The sequence below is a fragment of the Duganella paludis genome (genome assembly GCF_054461335.1).
This window is the reverse complement of the sequence record NZ_CM136922.1, coordinates 491,865-514,218: the sequence shown is the minus strand read 5'-3', so window position 1 is coordinate 514,218 and position 22,354 is coordinate 491,865. Positions and strand designations below refer to the sequence as shown.

The window sequence follows — 22,354 nt, the reverse complement described above, 5'->3', positions numbered from 1 at the left end:
CGCTTCAATTGACATGGGGAGCTGGAAGAATTTTCGGTTCAGGCAGGATAGCAGCTCGCCAATCGGTAAAACTCACGCATTCTCACTTAACGCTCGGGTATGTATAAGTCCTATATTTTCTGCCGCTCTAAAACGTCTAAAACCTCTAAAACGCTAGAGATTGAACTATTTCGATAGAAAACGCTCTAAAAAGTACGGAGAAAGCGGGAAAAAATAGAGCAAATAGACGAAATAGAGAAAATAGACTAGTTTTGCGTCAAATTTTAGGGTGATCTCTAGCGTTTTAGAATGAATTAGAGCGTTTAGAGCGTTTAGACGTTTTAGAGGGGAGAAAAAAATGGACGACCACCCTGTAGTTCTACACTTGCCAAGCAAGGTACTCTGGGCACTGACCGACCATTTAGACGAGCCCTGCTATGGCCCCGAGACGGAAGCGGTCATATGTGAACTGATCAAGCACTACATCGCTACGACCCCGCCTCAACACCACGTCTGGTTCGACGACGATGAAGAGGGCGTCGAGGCCGACGCCGACGCTTCCACCGCCACCGCAGTGGCAATCCCGGTAGCAGCGTCGGCGCCATCAATCAATGCGGACAATAGCGACAACAGCCTTCGGGGCTATCAATGGAAGCAGCTTTTCCTGCCGAACGGCACCGAGTTACGCAGCATCTTCTGCGGCCGATCGGTGTACGCCAAAGTCGAAGACGAACAAATCATCTGCGATGGCCTGTCCATCACGCCATCACGGTTCGCGAATGGGCGCGGCTGCGGTACGCGCAATGCCTGGAAATCCGTCTGGCTGCGCTTTCCAAAAAATAAGCGATGGGAACTCGCGGCCCGATGCCGCGATGCGCAGATACGGGCGTAACTCAGCTAGTCGACTTGCCACGCGTTGAGAGTGCCACGATGGCGGCGCCTGCGGCCACGATCAGCGCATCTTCAATCAGGCCGCTGCGCGTCTGGCCCATGCTGGCCATGGCCTTCTTGCGGGCCGAGAGCGTGAGATAAGCCAGCGGCACGGCGGTGGCGACGGCGACCGCCGCTCCCGCCTGCTCGCGGCCGTGGGGCGCCAGCGCCGCGCCGGCGATCCCCGCGCTCATCACGCGGGCCAGCAGGCCGAGGAAAACGGTGCGATCCGGCGCGGTCTTCATCTTGTCGCCGAACAGCTCTCCCACGCCCATCGCCATGGCGCCGTATTTGAACACCGGACGATCAAGCAGGAACAACTCGCCGGGCGTGCCACGGTCGGCCAGACGCGCCGTGGCGATGGTGGCCATCGGCGTCATCGAGCGCGCGCTGGCGACGGCGCCGATCAGGGCGGAGGACAACAGGCTGGGAATCTTCATGGTATTGCCTCTAAGTGGAATCTGAACGTATGCCCACTTTAAGAACTATTTTTCTGCCTGTCTGTTAGTTGGGGCATATAGCCCGCTACCGCCGCCCGCAGCGCCAGCAGGTAACTGTCCGCGCCGAAGCCGCAGATCTGGCCCCTGACGATATCGGCAAACACCGACACGTGACGGAACGGCTCGCGCGCATGGACGTTGGACATGTGTACCTCCACGATGGGCGCCTTCAGAATCGCCAGCGCGTCGCGGATGCCATAGCTGTAGTGCGTCCACGCGCCCGCGTTGATCAGCACCGCGTCGAACGCCTCTTCATGCGCGCGGTGGATGCGCTCGCACATTTCGCCTTCGAAGTTGGTCTGGAAGCAGCTCACCTCCGCGCCAAGCTCGCGGCCCAGCGCCTGCACGCGCTGTTCGATTTCGGCCAGCGTCACGGTGCCGTACTGCGCCGGATCGCGCTTGCCGAACATATTCAGGTTGATCCCGTTGAGCAGCAAGATCTTCATCAATCCTCCTTGAGTTGAACGCGCTTCACGTCGCCGACCACGAACACGTAAGCCAGCAAGCCCGCCACGGCGGCCGCGCACACATACACCAGCGCATAGAAAAACGAGCCGGTGGCGCTGATGATGAAGCCGATCACCAACGGCGTGACGATGCCCGCCAGGTTGGAGCAGGTGTTGAAGATGCCGCCGGTCAGTCCCATCAAATGCTTGGGCGCGACGTCCGAAATCAAGGTCCAGCCCAAGCCCACCATGCCCTGGCCAAAGAAGGCGAACGACAGGATCGCGATCACGGCGGCGTCGCTGTCGACGTAGTTGGCGCCGATGATGCTGGCCGCGCCCACCAGGCCGCAGATGATCGGCAGCTTGCGCGCGACGTTGGCCGAGCCGGTGCGCTTGAGCAGCCAGTCCGACACCCAGCCGCCGAACATCACGCCCACCGCCGCCGCCAGGAACGGCAGCACTGAGAAGAAGCCGACCTTGAGCCAGCCCATTTGGCGCTCGGTGGCGAGGTAGGTCGGGAACCAGGTCAGGAAGAACACCAGCGTGGTGTTGCCGGCGAACTGGCCCAGGCTGGCGCCCCAGATCTGGCGCACGCGCAGCAGCCGGGTGACGTCGCTCCAGGCGAACTTGGTCTTCTCGGTCTTGGGCGCTTCCAGTCCGCCGCCGGCGGCGATGTAATCGAGTTCGGCCTGGTTGACGGTGGTAGAGTCCTTCGGCTCGCGGTACACGCGCCACCACACCAGCGCAAACACCACGCCCACCGCGCCGACCACGAAGAACAGCGAGCGCCAGCCGAAATGGTGCATCACCCAGAACAGGCTCGGCGCGAAGCAGGCCAGCCCCAGGTACTCGCCCACCGTATAGATGCCGGTGGCGCGCGCCCGTTCGTGCTGCGGGAACCAGGTCGCCACCACGCGGCTGTTGACCGGGAAGCAGGGCGCCTCGGTGATGCCCAGGCCGAAGCGCACCAGCAGCAGCGACTTCAAGCCCACCGCCGCGCCCTGCAGGCCGGTGAAGATGGACCAGAAGGTCAGCGCCAGGAAGTAGGTCAGCTTGCTGCCGAAGCGGTCGAGGAACACGCCGCCCGGTATCTGCGCCAGCGCATAGGTCCACGAAAAGGCCGAGAACACCAATCCCATCACGGCGGCGTTGATCTGCAGGTCCTGCGTCATCAGCGGCGCGGCGATGCCGAGCACCGTGCGGTCCATGTAGTTGATCAGGGTGCCCACGGCCAGCAGGGCAAGCATGGTGAAGCGGGTGCGGGTGCGGGTGCGGGCGGCGGGATTGCCCGCGTAGGTCGCCGTGGTGTGATTCATGCTGCTGTCTCCGTTTTTATCATCATCAGTCGCGCGTCATGCGCGGCAGCGGCGAACCGCCCGGCGCGATGTTGATGGGCTGGTTCTGGAAATCCATCTGCGCCGCGTCTTCTGATTGCACGGTCACGCTGTCGCCGAATTCCAGGTATTGTGCACTGTCGGCGCGCCACCGTGGCCACGGCGTGGCCGGCGTGGCCGGATCGCCGTTGCGGGCAAAGGCCAGCAGGCCGTCCATCATGCGCCGCGACAGCTCGCGGTCGTAGGGCTGCCAGTTGCGCGTGGGGCGGAACATATTGAGCGCGTCCTGGGTCTGGAACCAGTAGGGCACGTCGGACGTATGGTAGGCGCCCTGCGGATTGTCCTTCAGCCGCACTGCGGGATTGAACGGCTGCACGTGCGAGAATAGGAACATGTAGAACGGCGACTTGCCGCTGGCCTGCTGCGCCTGGGCCAGCGCGCGCGTGCCTTTCTCCATCATGGCCTGGCGGCTGTACAGGCGGCCCATGCGGGCGGCGTCGGCATCGGTGGCGGCCGGGTACAGGTCGAGGAACTGCTGCACGCGGTCGCCGTACATATGGGCCGCCGTCGCGCGGAACTGCTCCAGTGTAGCGACGCCGCGCAGCGGGCTGAAACTGATATCGTCGGCCGTGAAGCCGCCCATCACCGGCACGTCGTTCTGCTTGCCGGCGGCGTAGATGTTGGGAATGCTGTCCGGCAGGACGTAGCCGTCGATATTCGGCTTGACCGTCACCGAACCGGATTCGCCGAACTGGAAGTCGCGCTGCACGGCGAACACCCGGTCGGCCGGCAACTGGCGCATCTCGTCGAGCGAGGCAGCGCCGACGGCCTTCTGCACTTCCAGCCCGGTCTTCTCGGACTCCGCCAGCGACGGCGCCTGGTTGCTGACGCCCGCGCCGCTCATCAGCACCGCGCGCTGGAACAGGCCCTTGGCCAGCGGGCTGGCCAGCAGGGTGCCGACCGAGGCGGCGCCGGCGGACTGGCCGGAAATCGTGACGCGCGACGGATCGCCGCCGAAGCGGGCGATGTTCTTCTGTATCCATTGCAGCGCCGCGATCTGGTCGAGGAAGCCGTAGTTGCCCGACGCGCGATGCGGCGATTCGGCCGTCAACTCCGGGTGCGCCATGTAGCCCAGGATGCCGAGCCGGTAGTTCATGTTAACGAAGATGGCGTCGCCGCGCGCGGCCACGTTCTCGCCGCCGTACAGCGCCATGCCGCTGGAGCCGACCGTGAAGCCGCCGCCGTGAATGAAGACGATCACCGGCAGCTTGCCCGCTGATGCCTTGGCCTTGGCCGGCGCCCACACGTTGAGATACAGGCAATCCTCGCTGGTCGCTTCCTCGCCGAAGTAGTGGTTGATATCCTTGCGGCGCAGCAGCTGGATGCATTCCGGTCCCTTGCGGTCTGCATGGAACACGCCGCGCCACGGCGCCAGCGGCTGCGGCGCGCGCCAACGCAGCTCGCGCACCGGCGGCGCGGCAAAGGGCACGCCCAGCCAGGTGCGCACGCCGGAGGGCAGAGTCGTTCCCTCGATCTTGCCGCCATCCACCGTGATCGCCGTTTGCGCCGATGCGCCGCCCGCCGCCATGCCCATTACCGCCATGCCGGCGATTGCCAGATATTTCATGCGCGTCTCCTTTTTAGGTTTTCAAAGATATTACACTAACTATTTAGTTAATGCGCGTACAGAATCCGCATAAGGAAGCGCGTTTTCATTCGTTTTCAGCGATTTCGGCCCTGCATATACTCGGCCTCAGGAGATTCATATGCACACCTGGATAGATATCGCGCAGAAAACCGAAGTAAGCACCGAGCGTTCGCGCCCGCTATGGCGCGCCGAGTGGCCGACCTGGCTGCTGATCGTGGGGATCCACGGCGGCTGGCTTGCCACCCTGGCCGGCTGGCCGCTGCTGGGCGCCATGCCGGCCACGCTGCTGATGGTGTGGTGGTGCGCCTGGTACATGTCGCTCCAGCATGAGCTGATCCACGGCCATCCCACGCGCTGGCCGTGGCTGAACCGCCTGTTCGGCTACGCGCCGCTGGCCGTCTGGTATCCGTACGAGATCTACCGCGCAAGCCACCTGCGCCACCACAACGACTTCGACCTGACCCTGCCCGAGCTGGACGCCGAAAGCACCTATGTGTCGCCGGCCGAATGGGCGGCCATGAGCCGTCCGCTGCGCGCGCTGCGCTGGCTGAACAAAACCTTCTGGGGACGGCTGGCGATCGGCCCGGCGCTGGCCATCGCCTCGACCTGGGGCGGCGCCGCGCGCCAACTGGCCCGGGGCGACCTGCGCGACGCCGGCGTCTGGCTGCGCCACCTCGCCATGCTGGCGGCGCTGCTATGGTGGATCGAGTCCAGCTTCGGCGTCCCGGCGCTCTGGTACGTGTTGGCGATCTCCTATCCGGCGCAATCGCTGGCGATGATCCGCTCCTACTACGAGCACCGTCCGGCGGAGGACCACAAGCAGCGCATTGTGCTGAATAACGCCGGCCTGGTGTTCCGCATCCTGTTCCTGAACAACAACCTGCACCTGGTGCATCACGACCTGCCGTCGCTGCCGTGGTATCTGCTGCCGCGCGTGTACGACGCCCGGCGCCACGCTTATAATGCCCGCAGCGGCGGCTTCCAGATCGACGGCTACGGAGAGCTGATGCGCCGCTACGGCTTCCGTCCCATCGACGCACCTGTACACCCGCGCATGCCATGAACTGGACTGTCTCCCTGCCGATGTATAACGTCTCGCCGCGCCTGCAGCGCGAGTACGAACGCCTGCTGGCCTGCGTGCTGGCCGACGCCGGCGTGCGCGACGCGGTGCGGCTGCTGCCCGAGCCGGAGCTGCCGGCCCTGTGGTGCCGCGCGGACCTGCTGCTGTCGCAAACCTGCGGCTATCCCTACGTGAGCGCGCTGCGCGGCGTGGTGACGCTGCTGGCGACGCCGTGCTTCGACTTCGCCGGCTGCGAGGGCAGCGACTATTCCAGTGTCATCGTCACGCGCGCGCTGGACGGCGTCGCATCGTTGGCCGAGGCGCGCGGGCTCACCGCCGCCGCCAACGACCCGCACTCCAACAGCGGCATGAACGCGCTGCGCCACGCGGTCGCTCCACTGGCGCGCGAGGGCCGCTTTTTCGGCAAGGTGAAATGGACCGGCAGCCACGCGGCCAGCGTGCGCGCGGTGCGCGAAGGCGAGGCGGACATCGCCGCCATCGACTGCGTCACCTTCGGCTACCTGCAGCAGGAATGGCCGGACCGGGTGGAAGGCATCAGGATCTTGCAGTACTCGGCGTCCGCACCGGGCCTGCCGCTGGTGGCCGCGCGCGGCGTGCCGGAAGCCGTGCAGGCACGCCTGCGCCAGGCGCTGCTGGCGCCCAGCCCGCAACTGCGCGCGCACATGCAGGCGCTGCGCATCAAGGCCTTCCAGCACCGCGACGACGAAGACTACCAGCGTATCGAACGCCTCGAAGCCGACGCCGTGCGCGCCGGCTACCCCACGTTGGCTTAGCGCCGACGCCGCACCGGCCGCGCATCCCGCATCGGCGGTGCGCGGCATCTGCCCGGCGGCGGCGGGGGGCGGCTTAGCGCAAGCGCCAGAGCGGCACGGCGGTGGCGTCCAGTTTGCGCGGCAGCAGGCCTTCGCCATAGAAGGCATCGGCAATGCGCTGCTGCTCGCCCAGCGCATCCTTCACCACCAGCCGCACATCGTAGCTGCGGCGGCTGTTCGCCAGCTCCACCGTCTTCGCATCCAGCCCCCAGGCCGGCGCCAGCAGCTCGGCCGCTTCGCGTGGCGACTGCTTGACCCACTTGCCGGTCTTGCGCAGCGATTCGAACACCACCGCCAGCACATCCGGCCGCGCTTCCGCATACGCGGTCGAAGCGAGGTAGTAGCGCTGATAGTCCGCGACATTGCGGCCATCGGCCAATATGCGCACCTGCGACTGATTCTGCACGCCCGCCAGATACGGGTCCCACGTCACCCACGCCGCCACGCTGCCGCGCTCGAACGCCGCACGGCCATCGGCCGGCGTCAGATAAGCAGGCTCGATATCCTTGAAGCGCAAGCCCGCCTTGTCCAGCGCGGAGATCAGCAGATAATGGCTGCCGGCCGCCTTGGTCACCGCCACCTTCTTGCCCTTCAACTCCGCCACGCTGGTGATCGGCGAATCGCTGCGCACCACGATGGCCTGCGCCGTCGGCGAAGGCGCTTCCTGCGCGAAGTAGGTCAGCTGCGCGCCGGCCGCCTGCGCAAACACCGGCACCGTATCGGCCACGTCCGCACTCAAGTCCACGCCGCCGACGTTGAGCGCCTCCAGCAGTGGCAGGCCGCTGGAAAACTCATGCCAGGTCACCTTCACGCCCAGCGGCGCCAGGTCCTGCTCCAGCTGTCCGCGCACCTTCAAAATGGTCAGCAGCGTGGACGACTTCTGATAGCCGATGCGCAGCGTGGAAGAGGGCTTCTGCGCCCAGGAAGCCAATGGCAGCAGGGTTAACAAGGACAGCAAGGTACGACGTTGCATGATCGACTCCTGAATGGTTGTCTCCCGATGGTACGACGCCACATAAAGCGTGGAAACGAATGGTTTCGCGTTTGAATATAGCGCGAACAGATAAGCAAATTTGCCCGCGCGGCGTGGTAATCTAAGCCGCGCAAGGAGAAGAAAAGATGAGCGAAACACGACAACGCGAACTGCCGCAACGGCTGCAACAATTCATCAACGCGCTGGACGGCATAGTGGAAAAAAGCGAGCCGGAAATCGTCGAGCAAGGCTCGGCCCTGCTGCGCGAGCTGCTGCGGCACGACGACTGGCTGCCGCCGCAAGCGGCCGCGCCGCACCCGCAGTTCTACCGCCAGTACCTGCTCTACCGCGACCCCGCCGCACGCTACTCGGTGCTCAGCTTTGTCTGGGGGCCGGGCCAGTCCACGCCCATCCACGACCACACCGTCTGGGGCCTGATCGGCCTGCTGCGCGGCGCCGAGCTATCGCAAGGCTTCCACCGCCGCGCCGACGGCACGCTGGCGCCCGACGGCGAACCTCAGCGCCTGGACAGCGGCACAGTGGCGGCGGTCTCGCCATCGCTCGGCGATATCCATCAGGTCCACAACGCCTACAGCGACCGCGTCTCGATCGGCATCCACGTCTACGGCGCCGACATCGGCGCGGTGGACCGCAGCGTGTACACGCTGGACGGCCAGGTCAAGCCCTTCCGCTCTGGCTACGCGCCGCAGTTCCCGCACCGCAGCTACCAGCAGGTGAGGGCGGAACTGCTGGCCGGCCGCGAGATCGCGCTGCTCGACGTGCGCGAAGAAGATCCGCACGCGCAGGCGCACCCGCTGTTCGCCGCCAACTTCCCCTACGGCCGCATCGAACTGGATGCCTACGCCAAACTGCCGCGCCGCGACGTGCCCATCGTGGTACTGGACGACGGCGAAGGCCTGGCGCTGCCGTCGGCGCTGCGCCTGCATCAACTGGGCTATACCGATGTAGCGCTGCTGGAGGGCGGCCTCGCCGGCTGGCGCGACGCCGGCGGTGAACTGTTCCGCGACGTGAATGTGCCCAGCAAATCCTTCGGCGAACTGGTGGAGCACGAACGCCACACGCCGTCGCTGCCGGCGCCGGAAGTGCAGGCGCTGATCGACAACGGCGCCGACATCGTCATCCTCGACGCGCGCCGCTACGACGAATACCACACCATGAGCATCCCCGGCAGCATCAGTGTGCCGGGCGCGGAACTGGCCTTGCGCGCGCGCGAGCTGGCGCCCGATCCGTCCACCCGCATCATCGTCAACTGCGCCGGCCGCACGCGCAGCATCATCGGCACGCAATCGCTGATCAACGCCGGCGTGCCCAATCCCGTGGCCGCGCTGCGCAACGGCACCATCGGCTGGACGCTGGCGCGGCAGCAGCTGGAACACGGCCAGTCGCGCAGCTATCCGCCGGCGTCGGAAGCCAACCGCCAGGCGGCGGCGCGCGACGCCCGCGAGCTGGCCGACCGCGCCGGCGTGGCGCGCGTCGAGCGCGGGCAGCTAAAAGGTCTGCACGCCGACCGCACGCGCAGCTACTACTTCTTCGACGTCCGCAGCCCCGGCGAATATGGCGACGGCAGGCTGCCGCACTTCCGTTCCGCGCCCGGCGGCCAGCTGGTGCAGGAAACCGAGCAGTTTGCGCTGGTGCGCGGCGCGCGCATCGTGCTGGCCGACAGCGACGGCGTGCGTGCCAACCTCACGGCGCACTGGCTGCGCCAGATGAACCACGACGTTTGCGTGGTGGACGGTTTGCGCGCGGAAGACTTCAGCGTCTCCGGCGCTTGGCAGGACGAACTGCCGCCGCAGCCGCAGGCCGAGGAAGTGGACGTGGCGACGCTGTCGCAATGGCTGGCCGCAGCTGACGGGCCGCAGCGCACGGCGGTGCTGGACCTGTCCTCCGGGGTCAATTATCAGAAGCGGCATATACCCGGCGCGTGGTTTGCGTTGCGCTCGCAGCTGGCGGCGGCGCTGGCGCAACTGCCGGCCGCCGCCGGCCGCGAACGCTATGTGCTCACCTGCGGCAGCGGCCTGCTGGCGCGCTACGCGGCGGCCGACCTGCGCGCGCTGACCGCGCTGCCGGTGCTGGTGCTGGCCGGCGGCACCACCGCGTGGGCGGCCGCCGGCCAGCCGCTGGAGTCGGGCGCCACGCGTCTGGCCTCGCCGCTGATCGACCGTTACCGCCGTCCCTACGAAGGCACCGACAACCGCGCGGAGGCCATGCAAGCCTATTTGGATTGGGAATTCGGCCTGGTGGCGCAGCTGGCGCGCGACGGCACGCACGGCTTCCATGTGATCTGATTGCCATTGTTACGTTGCGTTTTAGTTGCAGTGCAATGTAAATTCATTTTTGGTTACTCGGCGGTAATACTGTTCCGTTATACTTTGAGGCTGGCCGCAGCAAGACGGCCGCCTCACTTCCACTTCTATGAGAATAGTAACGATGACCATTACCAAGCGACTGATTTTGACCTTGTCGTTGGCGCTGCTGGCGCTGATTTTTGTCGGCGTCGCCGGCCTGACCCAGTTGTCGCGCGCCCAGCAGCGGCTGGATATGGTGCAGAGCAACCTGGTTCCCAGCATCGCCGGCTTGAACATGGCCAAGGGCTATCTGGCCGACAGCCGCCTGGCCGGTTATCGCCTGTCGGTGTTCTCCAACCTGGCCGACAAGAGCGCGCTGGATAAAGCCTACAACGACGCCCACGCCAAGTTCGACGAAGTGGTGGCGCAGTACGAAAAAAATAACATCTTCGACGAAACCGACCGCAAGATGCTGGAAGCCGACAAGGCCGCGATGGCGGCCTACCGTCAGGCGCTGGTGCCGTTCATCGCCGGCGCGCATGCCGGCGACATGGACGCGGTGCGCGCCACGCTGCAGGCGGGCACGCCGCTCGCCACCTCGGCCGCCGGCGTCAAGAAAGCCTTCGACGACCACATCGCCTACAACAACAAGCTCAGTGAAGACGTGCGCGCCGAAAGCGTGGCCGCCTACAGCTTCGCCTTCCGCCTGCTGGTGACGGTGATCGTGGTGGCGGTGCTGGTGACGGGCGCGCTGGCGTGGCAGCTGTACATCATCATCAAGGGCAGCCTGGCGTCGATTCGCGGCACGCTGGAAGACGTGAGCCAGTCGCTGGACCTGACGCACCAGATCAAGGTCGAACGCATGGACGAAATCGGCCACACGGCCGTGGCCTTCAACAAGCTGCTGGAGCAGATCGCCGGCGTGATCGACACCGTGCGCGCCTCGACCAACGCGGTGGGCGCGGCTTCGCAGCAGATCGCGGCGGGCACAGGCGACCTGTCGCAGCGCACCTCGTCGCAGGCGGCGGCGCTGGAGCAGACCGCGGCCAGCATGGAGCAGCTGACGTCCACCGTGGGCCAGAACGCCGACAACGCGCGCCAGGCCAACCAACTGGCGCGTTCGGCGTCGGAAGTGGCGACGCAAGGCGGTTCGGTGGTGGAGCAGGTGGTGGTCACCATGGGTTCGATCAATGAATCGTCGCGCAAGATCGTGGACATCATTTCGGTCATCGACGGCATCGCGTTCCAGACCAACATCCTGGCGCTGAATGCGGCAGTGGAAGCGGCGCGCGCCGGTGAACAGGGCCGTGGCTTCGCCGTCGTGGCGACCGAGGTGCGCAACCTGGCGCAGCGCTCGGCCGCCGCCGCCAAGGAAATCAAGGCGCTGATCGACGACTCGGTGGAGAAGGTCGGCTCGGGCACCAAGCTGGTGGAGCAGGCCGGTTCGACCATGCACGAAGTGGTCTCCAGCATCAAGCAGGTGACCGACATCGTCGGCGAAATCAGCGCGGCGACGCAGGAACAGAACGACGGCATCGCGCAGGTGCACCGCGCGGTGACGGAGATGGACCAGACTACGCAGCAGAACTCCGCGCTGGTGGAGCAGACCGCAGCGGCGGCAGCGACGCTGCGCGATCAGGCGGACAAGCTGGAGCAGGTGGTCAGCGCGTTCAAGATCAACGCATCGCAAGCGGCCTACACGCCGCCGGCGCCGCGTCGCGCCACGGTGACCGCATTGCCGAAGGCCGCGCGTCCGGCAGCGGCCAAGCCAGCCGCCAAACCGGCGCCGCAAAAACTGAAAGCCGCATCGTCGTCTTCCAAGGACGAATGGGAAGAGTTCTAAGCCGTCGCGCGCGGACTGACTCTGTTCATCCACTCGGCAATGGACGCGGGCGCCGCCCCGCGCTCATTGCGGCGGTCATACACCACATCGGCCTTGATCTGCACGCGGCACAATGACAGCGGCGCATTTTGTTTTCAAGGTCATCATTTTGCGGGCCGGAATTTGCCGTTGACGATGGTGCCGGATTCGGTGACTCCGTTGAGCTTGCGGATTATCCGGCCGGGAATGTCCGGGTCCGCGTGGAAGAACGGGATGTCCGGCGGCTGAGGGAGATCGATTCCGGGCCGCAGCATTCGGCGTAGCGCGCGTCCCAGCGCTTTCTGGCCCGCCAGGATGTTGCGCTCCACCTCCGCCTCGCTCGGCGCGGGGGCGGTGACGGAGCCGAACTTCACCGTCTTGAGCGATGGCCCGTCTTCCTTGATAACAAGCTCGGCTGTTGGTGGTTTGCGCTTGCTCATGATCGATCCTCCGGCATCGAAAAATCGTATCACAGCCGCGAACCGGACGATTTTCCTTTGCGTGCTGCAATCGCCTAGAACTTCCTGGTCAGCGTCGCCCGCAGCGAGCGCGATTCGATCGGGTGGAAGTGAATGCCTTCGATGGCTGTCGCTTCGCCCTTCAGTTGCGAAGCGTAATAGTAGTCGATGGCCGAATCGCGGCGGTTGGCGAGGTTGAAGGCTTCCAGCTCCAGCGACAACTGCTTGCTGATCTTCCAGCCGAAGCGGCCGTTCAGCGTCATGCTCGATCCCGAACGCACGCTGTTGTCCTCCACCAGCGGACGCGGACCGAAGTAGCGCAGCTTGAGCGAGGCCGAATATGGCCCGCCATCGTCCACCGTCAGCGCCAGTTGGCCGGTGCCTTCTATCGCGCCGGGAATGTAGCGGCCAGCCGCCGCGCCCTCGGCATCCGCGCCGCGCGAGCGTGCGCACGCATAGGCCAGGTCCAGATCGACCGACAGCCATTTCAGCGGCTTGTAATAGTTGGAGAACTCGACGCCATGGCGGCGGCTTGGCGGACCAGCCTCGGTGGCGCCGGCGTCGCCGATGTAGACCAGCTCCGAATCGAAATCCAACCGGTACAGCGACAGCGATGTTTGCAGGCCGGGCAGCCACGCCGTGCGCGCACCGAGCTCCATGCCGCGCGAGCGCACCAACGGCGTCACCTTGTCCGCCGCCAGCCCGGTCTTCGGATCGATGGCGATGGTGGCGCCGCGCGCGTCGTTGCTGTGGAAGCCGCTGCCGATGTTGGCGTACACCTCGGCCGCTTGCCACGGCCCGTAGATCATGCTCAGGCTCGGGCTCACCAGATGATCGTCCGCCTTGCCCGAATTGGCGGCAAGGTCGCTGCGCACGTCGAAGCGATAACTGTCCACGCGCGCGCCAAGCACCGTGCGCAAGGCCGCATTCCAGCGCGTGTTGTTCTCGACGTATAGCCCGGCGCTGGATTCGACGATGTGATCCTGCCGCGTCACCGACAGCGTGCGCCGCGCCTGCGTGTTGAGCAGGGCGTTGAAGATGTTGTCGTTCTGGAGCTGCACGCCGACCGTGGTTTCGCTGTTGCCGCTCTCGGTGTGATGGTGCCAGCTGTGCGCCGCATTCAGGCCGCTGGTGACGCGCCGGTCCGGCTGCGCGAACTGGTCGCCATGCACCGGATCGTCCATGAAGTAAGTGAAGTTGGACCACAGGTCGAGCTGGTTGGCGATGATGTAGGCGTTGACCTTCGATGCGCTGTCGTCCGCAGTGCGGCGCCAGGCGCCGGAAAGGCTGTAGCGGTGCGCCTTGCCGCCGTCGGTGCTGTCGATGGCCTCGTTGCGGCCCATACGGCCATCCTGCACCGCGCGCAGCGGAATCTGGTCGGTGGAATTCCAGTCGGCCTGGTACGCCATCAGGCTGACGTTGAAGCCGTTGTTGGCATAGCCCTCGCTGTAGCGCAGCACCGCGTTCAGCTTGCGGTAGTCGTCCGGATTGATGAACGGGCCGTCGTTGTGGATCGCTTCGACGGCGTACAGCAGGCTGCCGCGTTGCGTCTCCACCGAATCTGCCAGCAGCGCGCGGCGGTAGCCGTTTTGCCCGGCCGAGACGCTGGCCACGCCCTGCAGCAGGCGGTTGGCGTACACCACGGAGGCCGTGCCGGCCGAGGCGAAATCGCCTTCCTCGGCGGAGTAGGGGCCTTTCCGGTAATCGAGCCGCACCGCCAATTCGGGAATCAGGAAATTCAGGTCGGTCCAGCCCTGACCATGCGCGTGGCTGCGCTGGTTGACCGGCATGCCGTCCACCGTGGTGCGCAGGTCGGTGCCGTGATCGAGGTTGAAGCCGCGCAGGTAGAACTGGTTGGCCTTGCCCTCGCCGCTATGTTGGCTGACCACCAGGCCCGGCACCGCCTCCAGCACCTCGCCGGGACGATACACCGTGCGCGCCGCCAGCTCCGCCTGCGTGACAACGCCGGCGCTGGCGGCATCGGCCACGCCCAGCTGGTTGGTGCGCGAGCCTTCCACCAGCACCCTTTGCAGGAGCTGGTCGTCCGCCTGTGCGGAACCGAAGGCCAACAGCACAGCGTATTTAAGGGACAGTTTGATCGATGCTGCGTTGATCGAAGAGGAAGGTGTTGGTGTTGCCATCGGTTTGCAGATTGACTGTGTTCTTTTGCGAAGGCAGGAAGTCTATCAGCAAAGCGTTGTGTATGCGGCTGCCTTTCGCCAGTTTTACACCCGGGATTTCCTGGTAGATGACGACGCTGTCGGCATCCACCTTCACGCCCACCCATTGCAGCGGCAGGCGGCGCTGCGCGGCGTCTTCGATGAAGAACTGCTTCTCCACGTAGCGCCGCAGCGGCGCCTCGCTGTCGGCGCGGCCCAGGTCGAACTGCTGGCCGTACAGATTGGCCAACAGCGTGGCGACATCGTGTCCCGTGTAGGTGTGCACGATCTCGGTGCCGCCGGTGCGCTCGTTGTAGCTGATGTCCGCTATGCCCATGTGGAAGTTGTGGGAGTGCGCCGCGCCGGCCAGCGTGAGCAGGGCGGCAGCGGCGACAGCGATGCGCCTTACGCGTATCACTTCTTCTCGTCCTTCTTCAGCGGCGTATTGAAGTCGCGCATCAGGTTGTTCTTGTCACGCTCGGTCTTGAACAGCTCCAGGCGCGACTGCGTCACCTTGCGCGGCCAGGCGTTGTTGGACGTGTCGATATCGGCGGTTTCCCAGTACGGGTCCTGGGTCAGGCCCACCATCGGTTCGTCGGTCACAATCAGCTTGGTGATCTTCTTCGAGTTGTAACGCCAGATTTCCGTCGGCACGCGCTCGATGTACTTCTTGCCGCTCTTGAGCTCAATCTCCAGGATCAGCGGCATCACCATGCCGCCCTGATTCGAAAAGTCCACCAGATACAGGTGCTTGCCCTGATCCAGCAGCTTCTTCTCCCACGGCTCCAGCTTCTCGATCGCTTCGGCGTAGCTGTTGCGATCCTTGTTGGTGACGGTGAACTCGTCGTGCTCGTTGTAGAAGTCCTTCAGCTCCGGATGCGCGTCCAGGCGCTTCGGCAGGGCCTTGTTGCGCTGTTCGGAAACGGAGATCGGCTGCGCATCCTTCTGCGCCTTCTTCCATGCCTTTTCCTTTTCAGGGTCCTTGGTGTTCACACCGTACTCGTTGATGCCGTCGATGCTGATGTCGACCGGATCGGTGGTGTAGAACCAGCCGCGCCAGAACCAGTCCAGGTCCGTGCCGGAAGCGTCTTCCATGGTGCGGAAGAAATCGGCCGGAGTAGGGCGCTTGAACTTCCAGCGCTGGGCATATTCGCGGAAGGCGTAGTCGAACAGTTCGCGGCCCAGGATGGTCTCGCGCAGGATGTTCAAGCCGGTGGCCGGCTTGGCGTAGGCGTTGTTCCCGACCTGGAGCAGCGACTCCGAGTTGGTCATGATCGGCACCTGGTTCTGGCTGCGCATGTAGTCGACGATGTTGCGCGGCTCGCCACGGCGCGAGGGATAGCCGTCCTCCCACTCCTGCTCGGCCAGATACTGCACGAAGGTGTTCAGGCCTTCATCCATCCAGGTCCACTGGCGTTCGTCCGAGTTGATGATCATCGGGTAGTAGTTGTGGCCCACCTCGTGGATGATCACGCCGATCAGGCCATACTTGGTTTGCTGCGACCAGGTCAGCGCGCCGGTCTTCTTGTCCTTGGCCGGACGCGGGCCGTTGAACGAGATCATCGGATACTCCATGCCGCCCACCGGGCCGTTGACCGAAATCGCGGTCGGATACGGGTAGTCGAAGCTGTACTTGTTGTACTTGTCGATGGTGTGGATGATGGCCTGGGTGCTGTACTTGCCCCACAGCGGATTGCCTTCCTTCGGATAGTAGGACATCGCCATCACGTCGGTGGAATCCTTCTTGTAGCCTTGTGCGTCCCAGATGAACTTGCGGCTCGACGCCCACGCGAAATCGCGCACGTTGGCGGCCTTGAAGTGCCAGGTCTTGGTGGCGCTGCTGCGCGACTTCTCGGCGCGGGTGGCTTCTTCCTGCGTGACGATGACCACTGGCGCGGTCGCGGTCTTGGCTTTTTCCAGGCGCTCGCGCTGGGCGGCGCTCAACACGTCGGCGGGATTCTGCAGCGCGCCGGTGGAGGCCACCACGTGGTCGGCCGGCACGGTCAGCTGCACGTCGTAGTCGCCGAATTCCAGCGTGAACTCGCCGGTGCCGATGAACTGCTTGTGCTGCCAGCCGTAGACGTCGTAGTAGGCCGCCATGCGCGGGAACCACTGGGCGATTTCGAACAGGTCGTTCTTGTCTTCGTCGAAGTGCTCGTAGCCGGAACGGCCGCCCAGCACCAGTTGTTCGTTGATGTTGTAGGACCAGTCGATATTGAAGGCGAACTTCTCGCCCGGCTTCAATGGTGTAGGCAGGTCGATGCGCATCATGGTGCGGTTGATGACGAACTTCAGCGGCTGGCCGTTGGCGCCCACGCTCTTGATATTGAAACCGCCGTCGAACTCGCGGCCGGCCAGCACGCCGCGCATGCCTTCGAACTTGTAGCCGTCATCCGGCGACGATGGCTTGATCCAGGCTTCGCGCGAAGGCTGGGTCAACATCATGCGGGCGTCGGAATCCTTCTTGTAGATATTCTGGTCCAGCTGCACCCACAGATAGCTGAGCGTATCGTGCGAGTTGTTGTGGTAGGTGATTTGCTCGCTGCCGGTGATGGCGCGCTTGGCTTCGTCCAGCGAGGCGCTGATGGTGTAGTCGGCGCGCTGCTGCCAGTAGGCGTGGCCCGGCGCGCCGGAGGCGGTGCGGTAGCTGTTCGGTGTCGGCAGGCTTTCGTCAAGCTGACGGAATTTGTCGTCGAATGGTTCCGCCGCATAGGCGGACACCGTCAGGCAAAGGGCCAGTAAGCCGATTTTTTTGCGCATGGGGTTTGTTCCTCTGGATAAGAGGATAAATTGTATAGCAGGTTTTCATGTGATTACCTGCCGATACAATAAAATACAAACCGATGCTTCAACTACCTTTACTTTCGTAGGTTACTTTCGCACCTGCGTTTCCTGGAACTGCTGGTGGGCGTCGTCGGTTGCGGTGATCGCGCTGGACGGCACGTCCAGCTTCATCAGGCGCGAGCCCTTGCCGCTGCTGGCTTGCGGCCATTCCGGCAAACCGGCGCCATTGGGATTGCCGGTCTTGATGAAGTTGGCGAAGTAATCCTGCATCTGCGCCGACAGCGCGCGGTCGGCGTCGGTCCATGCATAGACTTTATTCCCTGCCAGGTTACCCATGGCGTACTCGATCTCCACCGAGTGGCCCGCGCCCTCCTGGCCTGGGCGCGCACGCGTGTAGTAGTAGCGGTAGACCGGCTTGCCGCTGGTGCGCGCATGGCTGTCGATCCACTTCCACGTGCCGTAGCCGATGAAGCGGTCGCTCGCCAGCTCGGTTGCGGCCTGCTTCACGTCGCCGCCATAGGCCTGCTGCGCTGCGGCGGCCTGGTCGCCATACAGCTTTTGCAGCGCCGCGCCGAAGTTTTCGGCGGTCGGTTCGGTCTCGCCGAGGATTTGCTTGTAGTGGCCCTCATACGAATTCCAGCCGGCCAGCAAAGGTATTTTGGCCTGCTCGCCGGCCGCGTACATGTCGACCGGCGCGCGCGGGATCACATGGCCGTCCTGGATCGCAAAGAACCAGGTGCCCGGCTTCTGGGTCGCGTCGAGCAACTGCTGCGCGGGCAGGGCGCGCAGCTCGGCCAGCGAGGATGCGCCGATCGACTGCGCGAAGCTCGCGCCGTTCTGCTCCGCCGTGCCGAGCGGCGCGGCCGCCATCAGCCCAAGCAGCGATCCGCTCTCGCCGATGGCGCCGGCGATCAGGCCCTTGGCCTGCGGGTTGATCATCTGCGCGCTGACCGAGAACGAACCGGCCGACTCGCCGGCGATGGTCACGCGCGACGGATCGCCGCCGAAGGCCGCGATATTCTTGCGCACCCACTGCAACGCCGCCGCTTGGTCCATCAGGCCGTAATTGCCGGAAGCGCGGTGCGGCGACTCCTTGGTCAGCTCGGGATGGGCCAGGAAGCCGAAGATGTTCAGACGGTAGTTGATGGTCAGCGTGACGACGCCCTTGGCTGCCATGCTCTCGCCGTCGTAGCGCGGCTCGGAGCCGTCGCCCGCCGCGAAACCGCCGCCGTAGAAGTACACCAGCACCGGCAGCTTTTCCTTGGCCGATTTGGACGATTGGGCCGGCGTCCAGACGTTGAGGTACAGGCAGTCTTCGCTGACGCCGTCGGAGCGGAACACCATGTCGGAAAACAGCGGAAGCTGCATGCAGCGCGCCGCGAAGTGATCGGCCTTGCGCACGCCTTTCCACTTGGCCGCAGCCTTGGGCGCGGCCCAGCGCAGCTTGCCGACCGGCGCCGCCGCGTAGGGAATGCCCTTGAACGACTTCACGCCGGAAGCTTCCTGCACGCCGGTCACCACACCGGTGGCGGTGGTGGCGCGCGGCGCGACGGTCGCCGGCGCTGCGGCGGCTGCGACGGCAACGGTGGAAATGAGGCAGGAGGTGGCAAGCAGTAGGCCGGCAGTCTTCATGGCGTAGTCTCTATAGTTTTTGGAGACGCCAACTATATCGCAAAACCACCGCGCCGCGTTGCGGCTTTCGACGCCGGCCGGCGGGCGCCGGCGGCATCGTTATTTGACCTTGCCGGCGATCTTGGTCGAAGGGCGCAAACGCGGCGCGGCGTCGGACTGGCGGCGGATCAGGCGGTGCGCCATCAGCACGTGGTCCGGGGCCTCGGGCGTGCCGTTGCGCTGGGCGCGGATCTGCCGCACCAGGAACTGCACGGCCGCTTCCGCCATCTCGGTGATCGGCTGGCGCACGGTGGTCAGCTCGGGCCAGATGGTGGTGGCCAGCGCGGTGTCATCGAAGCCGGCCACCGTCAGGTCGCCCGGCACGTCCAGGCCGAGGCGGTGGGCGATCGCCACCACGGCGGCGGCCATGTCGTCGTTGCTGGCGAAGATGGCAGTGGGGCGGTGCTCAAGCCCGAGCAGCAGTTCCGCCGCATCCAGGCCGGAACGATAGGTGAACTGGCCCTGCACGATCAGCTCCGGCGCGCTTTGCGCATGCTTCTCCGCGATGGCGGCCTTGAAGCCGGCCAGGCGGCGCGCGCTGGCGCTCTGGTTCGGATGGCCGATGACGAAGCCGATGCGCTGGTGGCCCAGTGCGATCAGGTGGCAGGTCATGGCGTAGGCGGCCTGGTAGTCGTCGATGCTGACGCCGCCCACGCGCTGGTCGGGCTGGCCGCAGGCCACCGTGACGGCCGGCGTGCCGGACGCGGCGATCAGGTCGATCAGGTTGCGCGTGTCGCACAGCGGCGGCGGCAGGATGATGCCGTCGACGCCGTTGGCGATCAGGCGGCGCGCCTGTTCGACGCCGTGTTCATCGGCCTCGCATTTTTCCACCACCAACTGCACATTGTTCGGGCTGGCCTGGTTCAACAGGCCGACCAGGAATTCGCTCAGGTAGCCCGCGCTCGGATTGCTGTACAAGAAGCCGACGCGGATCGGGCGCGAACCGGCGAGGCGGCGCGCAGCCTGATTGGGCACGTAATTGAGGGCGGCAACGGCCGCATCGACGCGGTTGCGGGTTTTTTCGCGGACATTGGTATCGCCGTTCATCACGCGCGACACCGTCATCGGGGATACGCCTGCCAGTTTGGCCACGTCGGCCATGGTTGGCGCTTGCGAGCGGCTCTGCACGGCCGGAACAGGCGCCGGTTTCACCTTTGTTTTTGTCATCTGCCTAGGGTACTGCGTAAAAAATATGAAGGTATGCTCAGCGTCAGACTTTACCACAAGCGACTGCCGGCCGGGGCAGGGAATGCCCCGGCCGGCGGGATTTAGCCGCGTCCCGGCGAGTAGGGATAGCGCAAGGCCTTGTAGTAGTCCAGCGTGTGCGCCGGTGGCTGCACGCCGGCCGGCAACGGCAGGCCGGAAACCGATTGGAAATACGCGATGCAGGCATCGCGCCACAGCACCGCGTTGTCGATCTGGCGCGCCAGTCGCTGGTCCACTTCGACGTAGCGGCGCGCGTCGATCAGCGGTTTGAGCGCGGTCCAGCGCGTGCGCAGCGACCGCGCATCGGCCACGCCTTTGTCGTATCGCGCCAACAGTTCGGCCCACAGGGTGCGGCCGGACGGCATGGCGTAATCCCATGGCAGGTGGTGGAACCACAGCAGCAGCTGTTGCGGCGTGGTGCGCGGATCGGCGTACTGGCGCGCGATCTCCGGCGCGTACTGTTCCAGCGCGTGGCTGCCGCTGGCGGTGCGGTCGAAGCCGATGCCGTTGCGGTCGGCGCGGTGGTAGTAGACGGGATTCCAGTCCGGGCGTTCAAGGTTGTCCACCCATGGCGCAGGGCCGTGATGGTGGCTGGTGCCCATGATGTGGTGCAGGCCGAGTGGCGTCATGTAATCGACCACGGCTTCGCGCGACATCATCATCATCTCGACGATGGGCGCGGCCACGCGGCGGTCCGGCCCGAAGGTGAGGGCGGCCCACTCGGCGGCGATGGTGCGCGCCTTGGCCTGCGGGTCCCAGGCCATGCGGCCGTAGGCGTACCAGTTGGCCTGGTCGAAATGCGAACCGGCCCAATTGCGGTCGCTGCCGATATTGGCCACGCCGGCCATGCCGCTCAGGGTCTGCGCCACGGTGCCTGCGGACTTGGTGTCGCTCTCCAGCGTTTCCTCGAACATGGTGCCGAGGTAGGCCAGGTCGGTGGAATAGCCCAGGTACTCCTTGGTGATCTGGAACTCCATCATCAGCGGCGTTTTCGGCATGGCGCCGAACAGCGGGTGGAACGGTTCGCGCGGCTGGAAGTCGATGGCGCCGTTCTTCACCTGCACCAGCACATTGGCGGCGAAGGCGCCGTCGAGCGGCTTGAACTCTTCGTAGGCCTGGCGCGCGCGGTCGTCGGCGCGGTGTGAGCCCTTCGGCGCGTAGACGAAGGCGCGCCACATCACGATGCCTTTGTGCGGCGCCACGGCGGCGGCCAGCATGTTGGCGCCGTCGGCGTGGTTGCGCTGGTAGTCCTGCGGGCCGGGCTGGCCTTCGGAATTGGCTTTCACCAGGAAGCCGCCGAAGTCGGGAATGGACTTGTAGATCTCATCGGCCTTGCGTTGCCACCATGCGCGTACTTCCGGCGACAGCGGATCGGCGGTGGTGGTTTCGTGCAGTTCCAACGGCGTGGAGAAGCGCGCCGACAGGTAGACCTTGATGCCGTAAGGGCGCAGCACATCGGCCACGGCGGCGGCCTTGGCGATGAAGGGCGCGGTCAGCACTTCAGGCTTGGAGTTGACGTTGTTGAGCACCGTGCCGTTGATGCCCAGCGAGGCGTTGGCGCGGGCGTAGTCGGTGTAGCGCTGGTCGAGGATGTCCGGCAGCGCCCACCAGTCCCAGATCGACTGGCCGGAATAGCCGCGTTCCACCGTGCGGTCCAGATTGTCCCAATGGTTCAGCAGGCGCAGTTGCAGCTTGGGCGCGGACGACAGCGCGCGTGACGGCGCACCGATGGCCGCTTCGCGCAGCCAGGCGTAGGCGCCGTAGAGCAGGCCGATGTCGCTGTTGGCGGCGATCAGCGTCACCTTGTGGCCCTGGATGCTGGTCTGGCGCAGCAGGTAGCCCTCGCTGCCCAGCGCGGCCAGCTCGGTGCGCAGCGGCGAATTGACCGCGCCCAGCTCCGGCAGGCGCTCGGGCGTGGCGAGCAGCAGGGCGCCGTCGCCGATGCGTGTGGCCTTCTGCGGCGCCTGTCCCAGCATGCCGGCCAGGCCCTTGTTCAATTCCGCCAGCGCGGCGTCGGTGGTCGGCGTGGCGCCGCCGGGTATGACGATGGCGCGGGCTTGCGCCTTCACCGTCGCCTGCGCGGCGCGCTCCAGCGGCCGATAGCGCAACCACAGGTCGTAGCCGTCTTCGTCCGCAGCGAACACTGTGGCGGCCAGTGACAGTAACAGCCCTGTGAGGGCCGCAGGAAGGAAAAATCGCATGGTGT

Annotated in this window: 17 protein-coding genes; 5 read left to right on the top strand and 12 right to left on the bottom strand. The window is 65.2% G+C overall.

Annotated features, from left to right (window positions below):
• Positions 1–337 precede the first annotated feature (337 nt).
• The gene (locus ACXZ1M_RS02255; RefSeq protein WP_459051611.1) at positions 338–871 is read left to right on the top strand and encodes a hypothetical protein; all 534 of its coding nucleotides are present in this window, start codon (positions 338–340) and stop codon (positions 869–871) included.
• A 1-nt stretch (position 872) separates the two neighbouring features.
• On the opposite strand, the gene ACXZ1M_RS02250 is transcribed toward ACXZ1M_RS02255, so the two are convergent.
• From ACXZ1M_RS02250 to ACXZ1M_RS02235, 4 genes are read right to left on the bottom strand one after another with little or no spacing between them, the layout of a single operon-like run.
• The gene (locus ACXZ1M_RS02250) at positions 873–1,349 is read right to left on the bottom strand and encodes a hypothetical protein (RefSeq protein WP_373987677.1); all 477 of its coding nucleotides are present in this window, start codon (positions 1,347–1,349) and stop codon (positions 873–875) included.
• Between the two features lie 38 nt (positions 1,350–1,387).
• On the bottom strand, positions 1,388–1,855 hold the full coding sequence (aroQ, locus tag ACXZ1M_RS02245; RefSeq protein ID WP_459051610.1) for a type II 3-dehydroquinate dehydratase: 468 nt from the start codon (positions 1,853–1,855) through the stop codon (positions 1,388–1,390).
• A complete protein-coding gene (locus tag ACXZ1M_RS02240) occupies positions 1,855–3,171 on the bottom strand; it encodes an MFS transporter (RefSeq protein ID WP_459051609.1) in 1,317 nt (438 codons plus the stop codon). The genes aroQ and ACXZ1M_RS02240 overlap by 1 nt, the downstream gene beginning before the upstream one ends.
• A 25-nt stretch (positions 3,172–3,196) precedes the next feature.
• On the bottom strand, positions 3,197–4,816 hold the full coding sequence (locus tag ACXZ1M_RS02235) for a carboxylesterase/lipase family protein (protein WP_459051608.1): 1,620 nt from the start codon (positions 4,814–4,816) through the stop codon (positions 3,197–3,199).
• A 139-nt stretch (positions 4,817–4,955) separates the two neighbouring features.
• Here ACXZ1M_RS02235 and ACXZ1M_RS02230 point away from each other — a divergent pair, with 139 nt between their 5' ends.
• Positions 4,956–5,900 carry a fatty acid desaturase gene (locus ACXZ1M_RS02230; protein WP_459051607.1) on the top strand — a complete coding sequence of 315 codons (945 nt, stop codon included), beginning with the start codon at positions 4,956–4,958 and terminating at the stop codon, positions 5,898–5,900.
• Entirely contained in the window at positions 5,897–6,691 is a 795-nt protein-coding gene (locus ACXZ1M_RS02225) for a phosphate/phosphite/phosphonate ABC transporter substrate-binding protein (protein WP_459051606.1), read from the top strand. Before ACXZ1M_RS02230 ends, ACXZ1M_RS02225 begins: the two co-directional genes overlap by 4 nt.
• Before the next feature lie 73 nt (positions 6,692–6,764).
• Here the strand turns inward: ACXZ1M_RS02225 and ACXZ1M_RS02220 are convergent, their stop codons facing one another.
• Positions 6,765–7,703 (bottom strand): aliphatic sulfonate ABC transporter substrate-binding protein, encoded by a 939-nt coding sequence (locus tag ACXZ1M_RS02220; protein WP_459051605.1) that lies wholly within the window; start codon positions 7,701–7,703, stop codon positions 6,765–6,767.
• A 665-nt stretch (positions 7,704–8,368) separates the two neighbouring features.
• Here ACXZ1M_RS02220 and ACXZ1M_RS02215 point away from each other — a divergent pair.
• The gene (locus ACXZ1M_RS02215) at positions 8,369–10,009 is read left to right on the top strand and encodes a rhodanese-like domain-containing protein (protein ID WP_459053960.1); all 1,641 of its coding nucleotides are present in this window, start codon (positions 8,369–8,371) and stop codon (positions 10,007–10,009) included.
• Between the two features lie 142 nt (positions 10,010–10,151).
• The gene (locus tag ACXZ1M_RS02210; RefSeq protein WP_459051604.1) at positions 10,152–11,852 is read left to right on the top strand and encodes a methyl-accepting chemotaxis protein; all 1,701 of its coding nucleotides are present in this window, start codon (positions 10,152–10,154) and stop codon (positions 11,850–11,852) included.
• A 143-nt stretch (positions 11,853–11,995) separates the two neighbouring features.
• Here ACXZ1M_RS02210 and ACXZ1M_RS02205 read toward each other — a convergent pair whose 3' ends face one another.
• From ACXZ1M_RS02205 to ACXZ1M_RS02175, 7 genes are all read right to left on the bottom strand, one after another.
• A complete protein-coding gene (locus tag ACXZ1M_RS02205; RefSeq protein WP_459051603.1) occupies positions 11,996–12,310 on the bottom strand; it encodes a hypothetical protein in 315 nt (104 codons plus the stop codon).
• Positions 12,311–12,384: 74 nt separating this feature from the next.
• A complete protein-coding gene (locus tag ACXZ1M_RS02200) occupies positions 12,385–14,469 on the bottom strand; it encodes a TonB-dependent receptor (protein ID WP_459051602.1) in 2,085 nt (694 codons plus the stop codon).
• Positions 14,411–14,905, bottom strand: coding sequence for a DUF6702 family protein (locus ACXZ1M_RS02195; RefSeq protein ID WP_459051601.1), 495 nt, complete (start codon positions 14,903–14,905; stop codon positions 14,411–14,413). Before ACXZ1M_RS02195 ends, ACXZ1M_RS02200 begins: the two co-directional genes overlap by 59 nt.
• Entirely contained in the window at positions 14,902–17,247 is a 2,346-nt protein-coding gene (locus ACXZ1M_RS02190; protein ID WP_459051600.1) for a M1 family metallopeptidase, read from the bottom strand. Before ACXZ1M_RS02190 ends, ACXZ1M_RS02195 begins: the two co-directional genes overlap by 4 nt.
• Positions 17,248–17,358: 111 nt before the next feature.
• Positions 17,359–18,903, bottom strand: a complete 1,545-nt coding sequence (locus tag ACXZ1M_RS02185) for a carboxylesterase/lipase family protein (RefSeq protein ID WP_459051599.1) — start codon at positions 18,901–18,903, stop codon at positions 17,359–17,361.
• A 99-nt stretch (positions 18,904–19,002) separates the two neighbouring features.
• Positions 19,003–20,109, bottom strand: coding sequence for a LacI family DNA-binding transcriptional regulator (locus tag ACXZ1M_RS02180; RefSeq protein WP_459051598.1), 1,107 nt, complete (start codon positions 20,107–20,109; stop codon positions 19,003–19,005).
• A gap of 101 nt (positions 20,110–20,210) precedes the next feature.
• On the bottom strand, positions 20,211–22,349 hold the full coding sequence (locus tag ACXZ1M_RS02175; RefSeq protein WP_459051597.1) for an alpha-glucuronidase family glycosyl hydrolase: 2,139 nt from the start codon (positions 22,347–22,349) through the stop codon (positions 20,211–20,213).
• Between the last annotated feature and the right edge of the window lie 5 nt (positions 22,350–22,354).

Bases quoted from the DNA above. Each gene is read 5' to 3' on its own strand.
- ACXZ1M_RS02255 (WP_459051611.1), top strand. From the start codon at position 338: ATGGACGACCACCCTGTAGTTCTACACTTGCCAAGCAAGGTACTCTGG.
- ACXZ1M_RS02250 (WP_373987677.1), bottom strand. From the start codon at position 1,349: ATGAAGATTCCCAGCCTGTTGTCCTCCGCCCTGATCGGCGCCGTCGCC.
- aroQ (WP_459051610.1), bottom strand. From the start codon at position 1,855: ATGAAGATCTTGCTGCTCAACGGGATCAACCTGAATATGTTCGGCAAG.
- ACXZ1M_RS02240 (WP_459051609.1), bottom strand. From the start codon at position 3,171: ATGAATCACACCACGGCGACCTACGCGGGCAATCCCGCCGCCCGCACC.
- ACXZ1M_RS02235 (WP_459051608.1), bottom strand. From the start codon at position 4,816: ATGAAATATCTGGCAATCGCCGGCATGGCGGTAATGGGCATGGCGGCG.
- ACXZ1M_RS02230 (WP_459051607.1), top strand. From the start codon at position 4,956: ATGCACACCTGGATAGATATCGCGCAGAAAACCGAAGTAAGCACCGAG.
- ACXZ1M_RS02225 (WP_459051606.1), top strand. From the start codon at position 5,897: ATGAACTGGACTGTCTCCCTGCCGATGTATAACGTCTCGCCGCGCCTG.
- ACXZ1M_RS02220 (WP_459051605.1), bottom strand. From the start codon at position 7,703: ATGCAACGTCGTACCTTGCTGTCCTTGTTAACCCTGCTGCCATTGGCT.
- ACXZ1M_RS02210 (WP_459051604.1), top strand. From the start codon at position 10,152: ATGACCATTACCAAGCGACTGATTTTGACCTTGTCGTTGGCGCTGCTG.
- ACXZ1M_RS02205 (WP_459051603.1), bottom strand. From the start codon at position 12,310: ATGAGCAAGCGCAAACCACCAACAGCCGAGCTTGTTATCAAGGAAGAC.
- ACXZ1M_RS02200 (WP_459051602.1), bottom strand. From the start codon at position 14,469: ATGGCAACACCAACACCTTCCTCTTCGATCAACGCAGCATCGATCAAA.
- ACXZ1M_RS02190 (WP_459051600.1), bottom strand. From the start codon at position 17,247: ATGCGCAAAAAAATCGGCTTACTGGCCCTTTGCCTGACGGTGTCCGCC.
- ACXZ1M_RS02185 (WP_459051599.1), bottom strand. From the start codon at position 18,903: ATGAAGACTGCCGGCCTACTGCTTGCCACCTCCTGCCTCATTTCCACC.
- ACXZ1M_RS02180 (WP_459051598.1), bottom strand. From the start codon at position 20,109: ATGACAAAAACAAAGGTGAAACCGGCGCCTGTTCCGGCCGTGCAGAGC.
- ACXZ1M_RS02175 (WP_459051597.1), bottom strand. From the start codon at position 22,349: ATGCGATTTTTCCTTCCTGCGGCCCTCACAGGGCTGTTACTGTCACTG.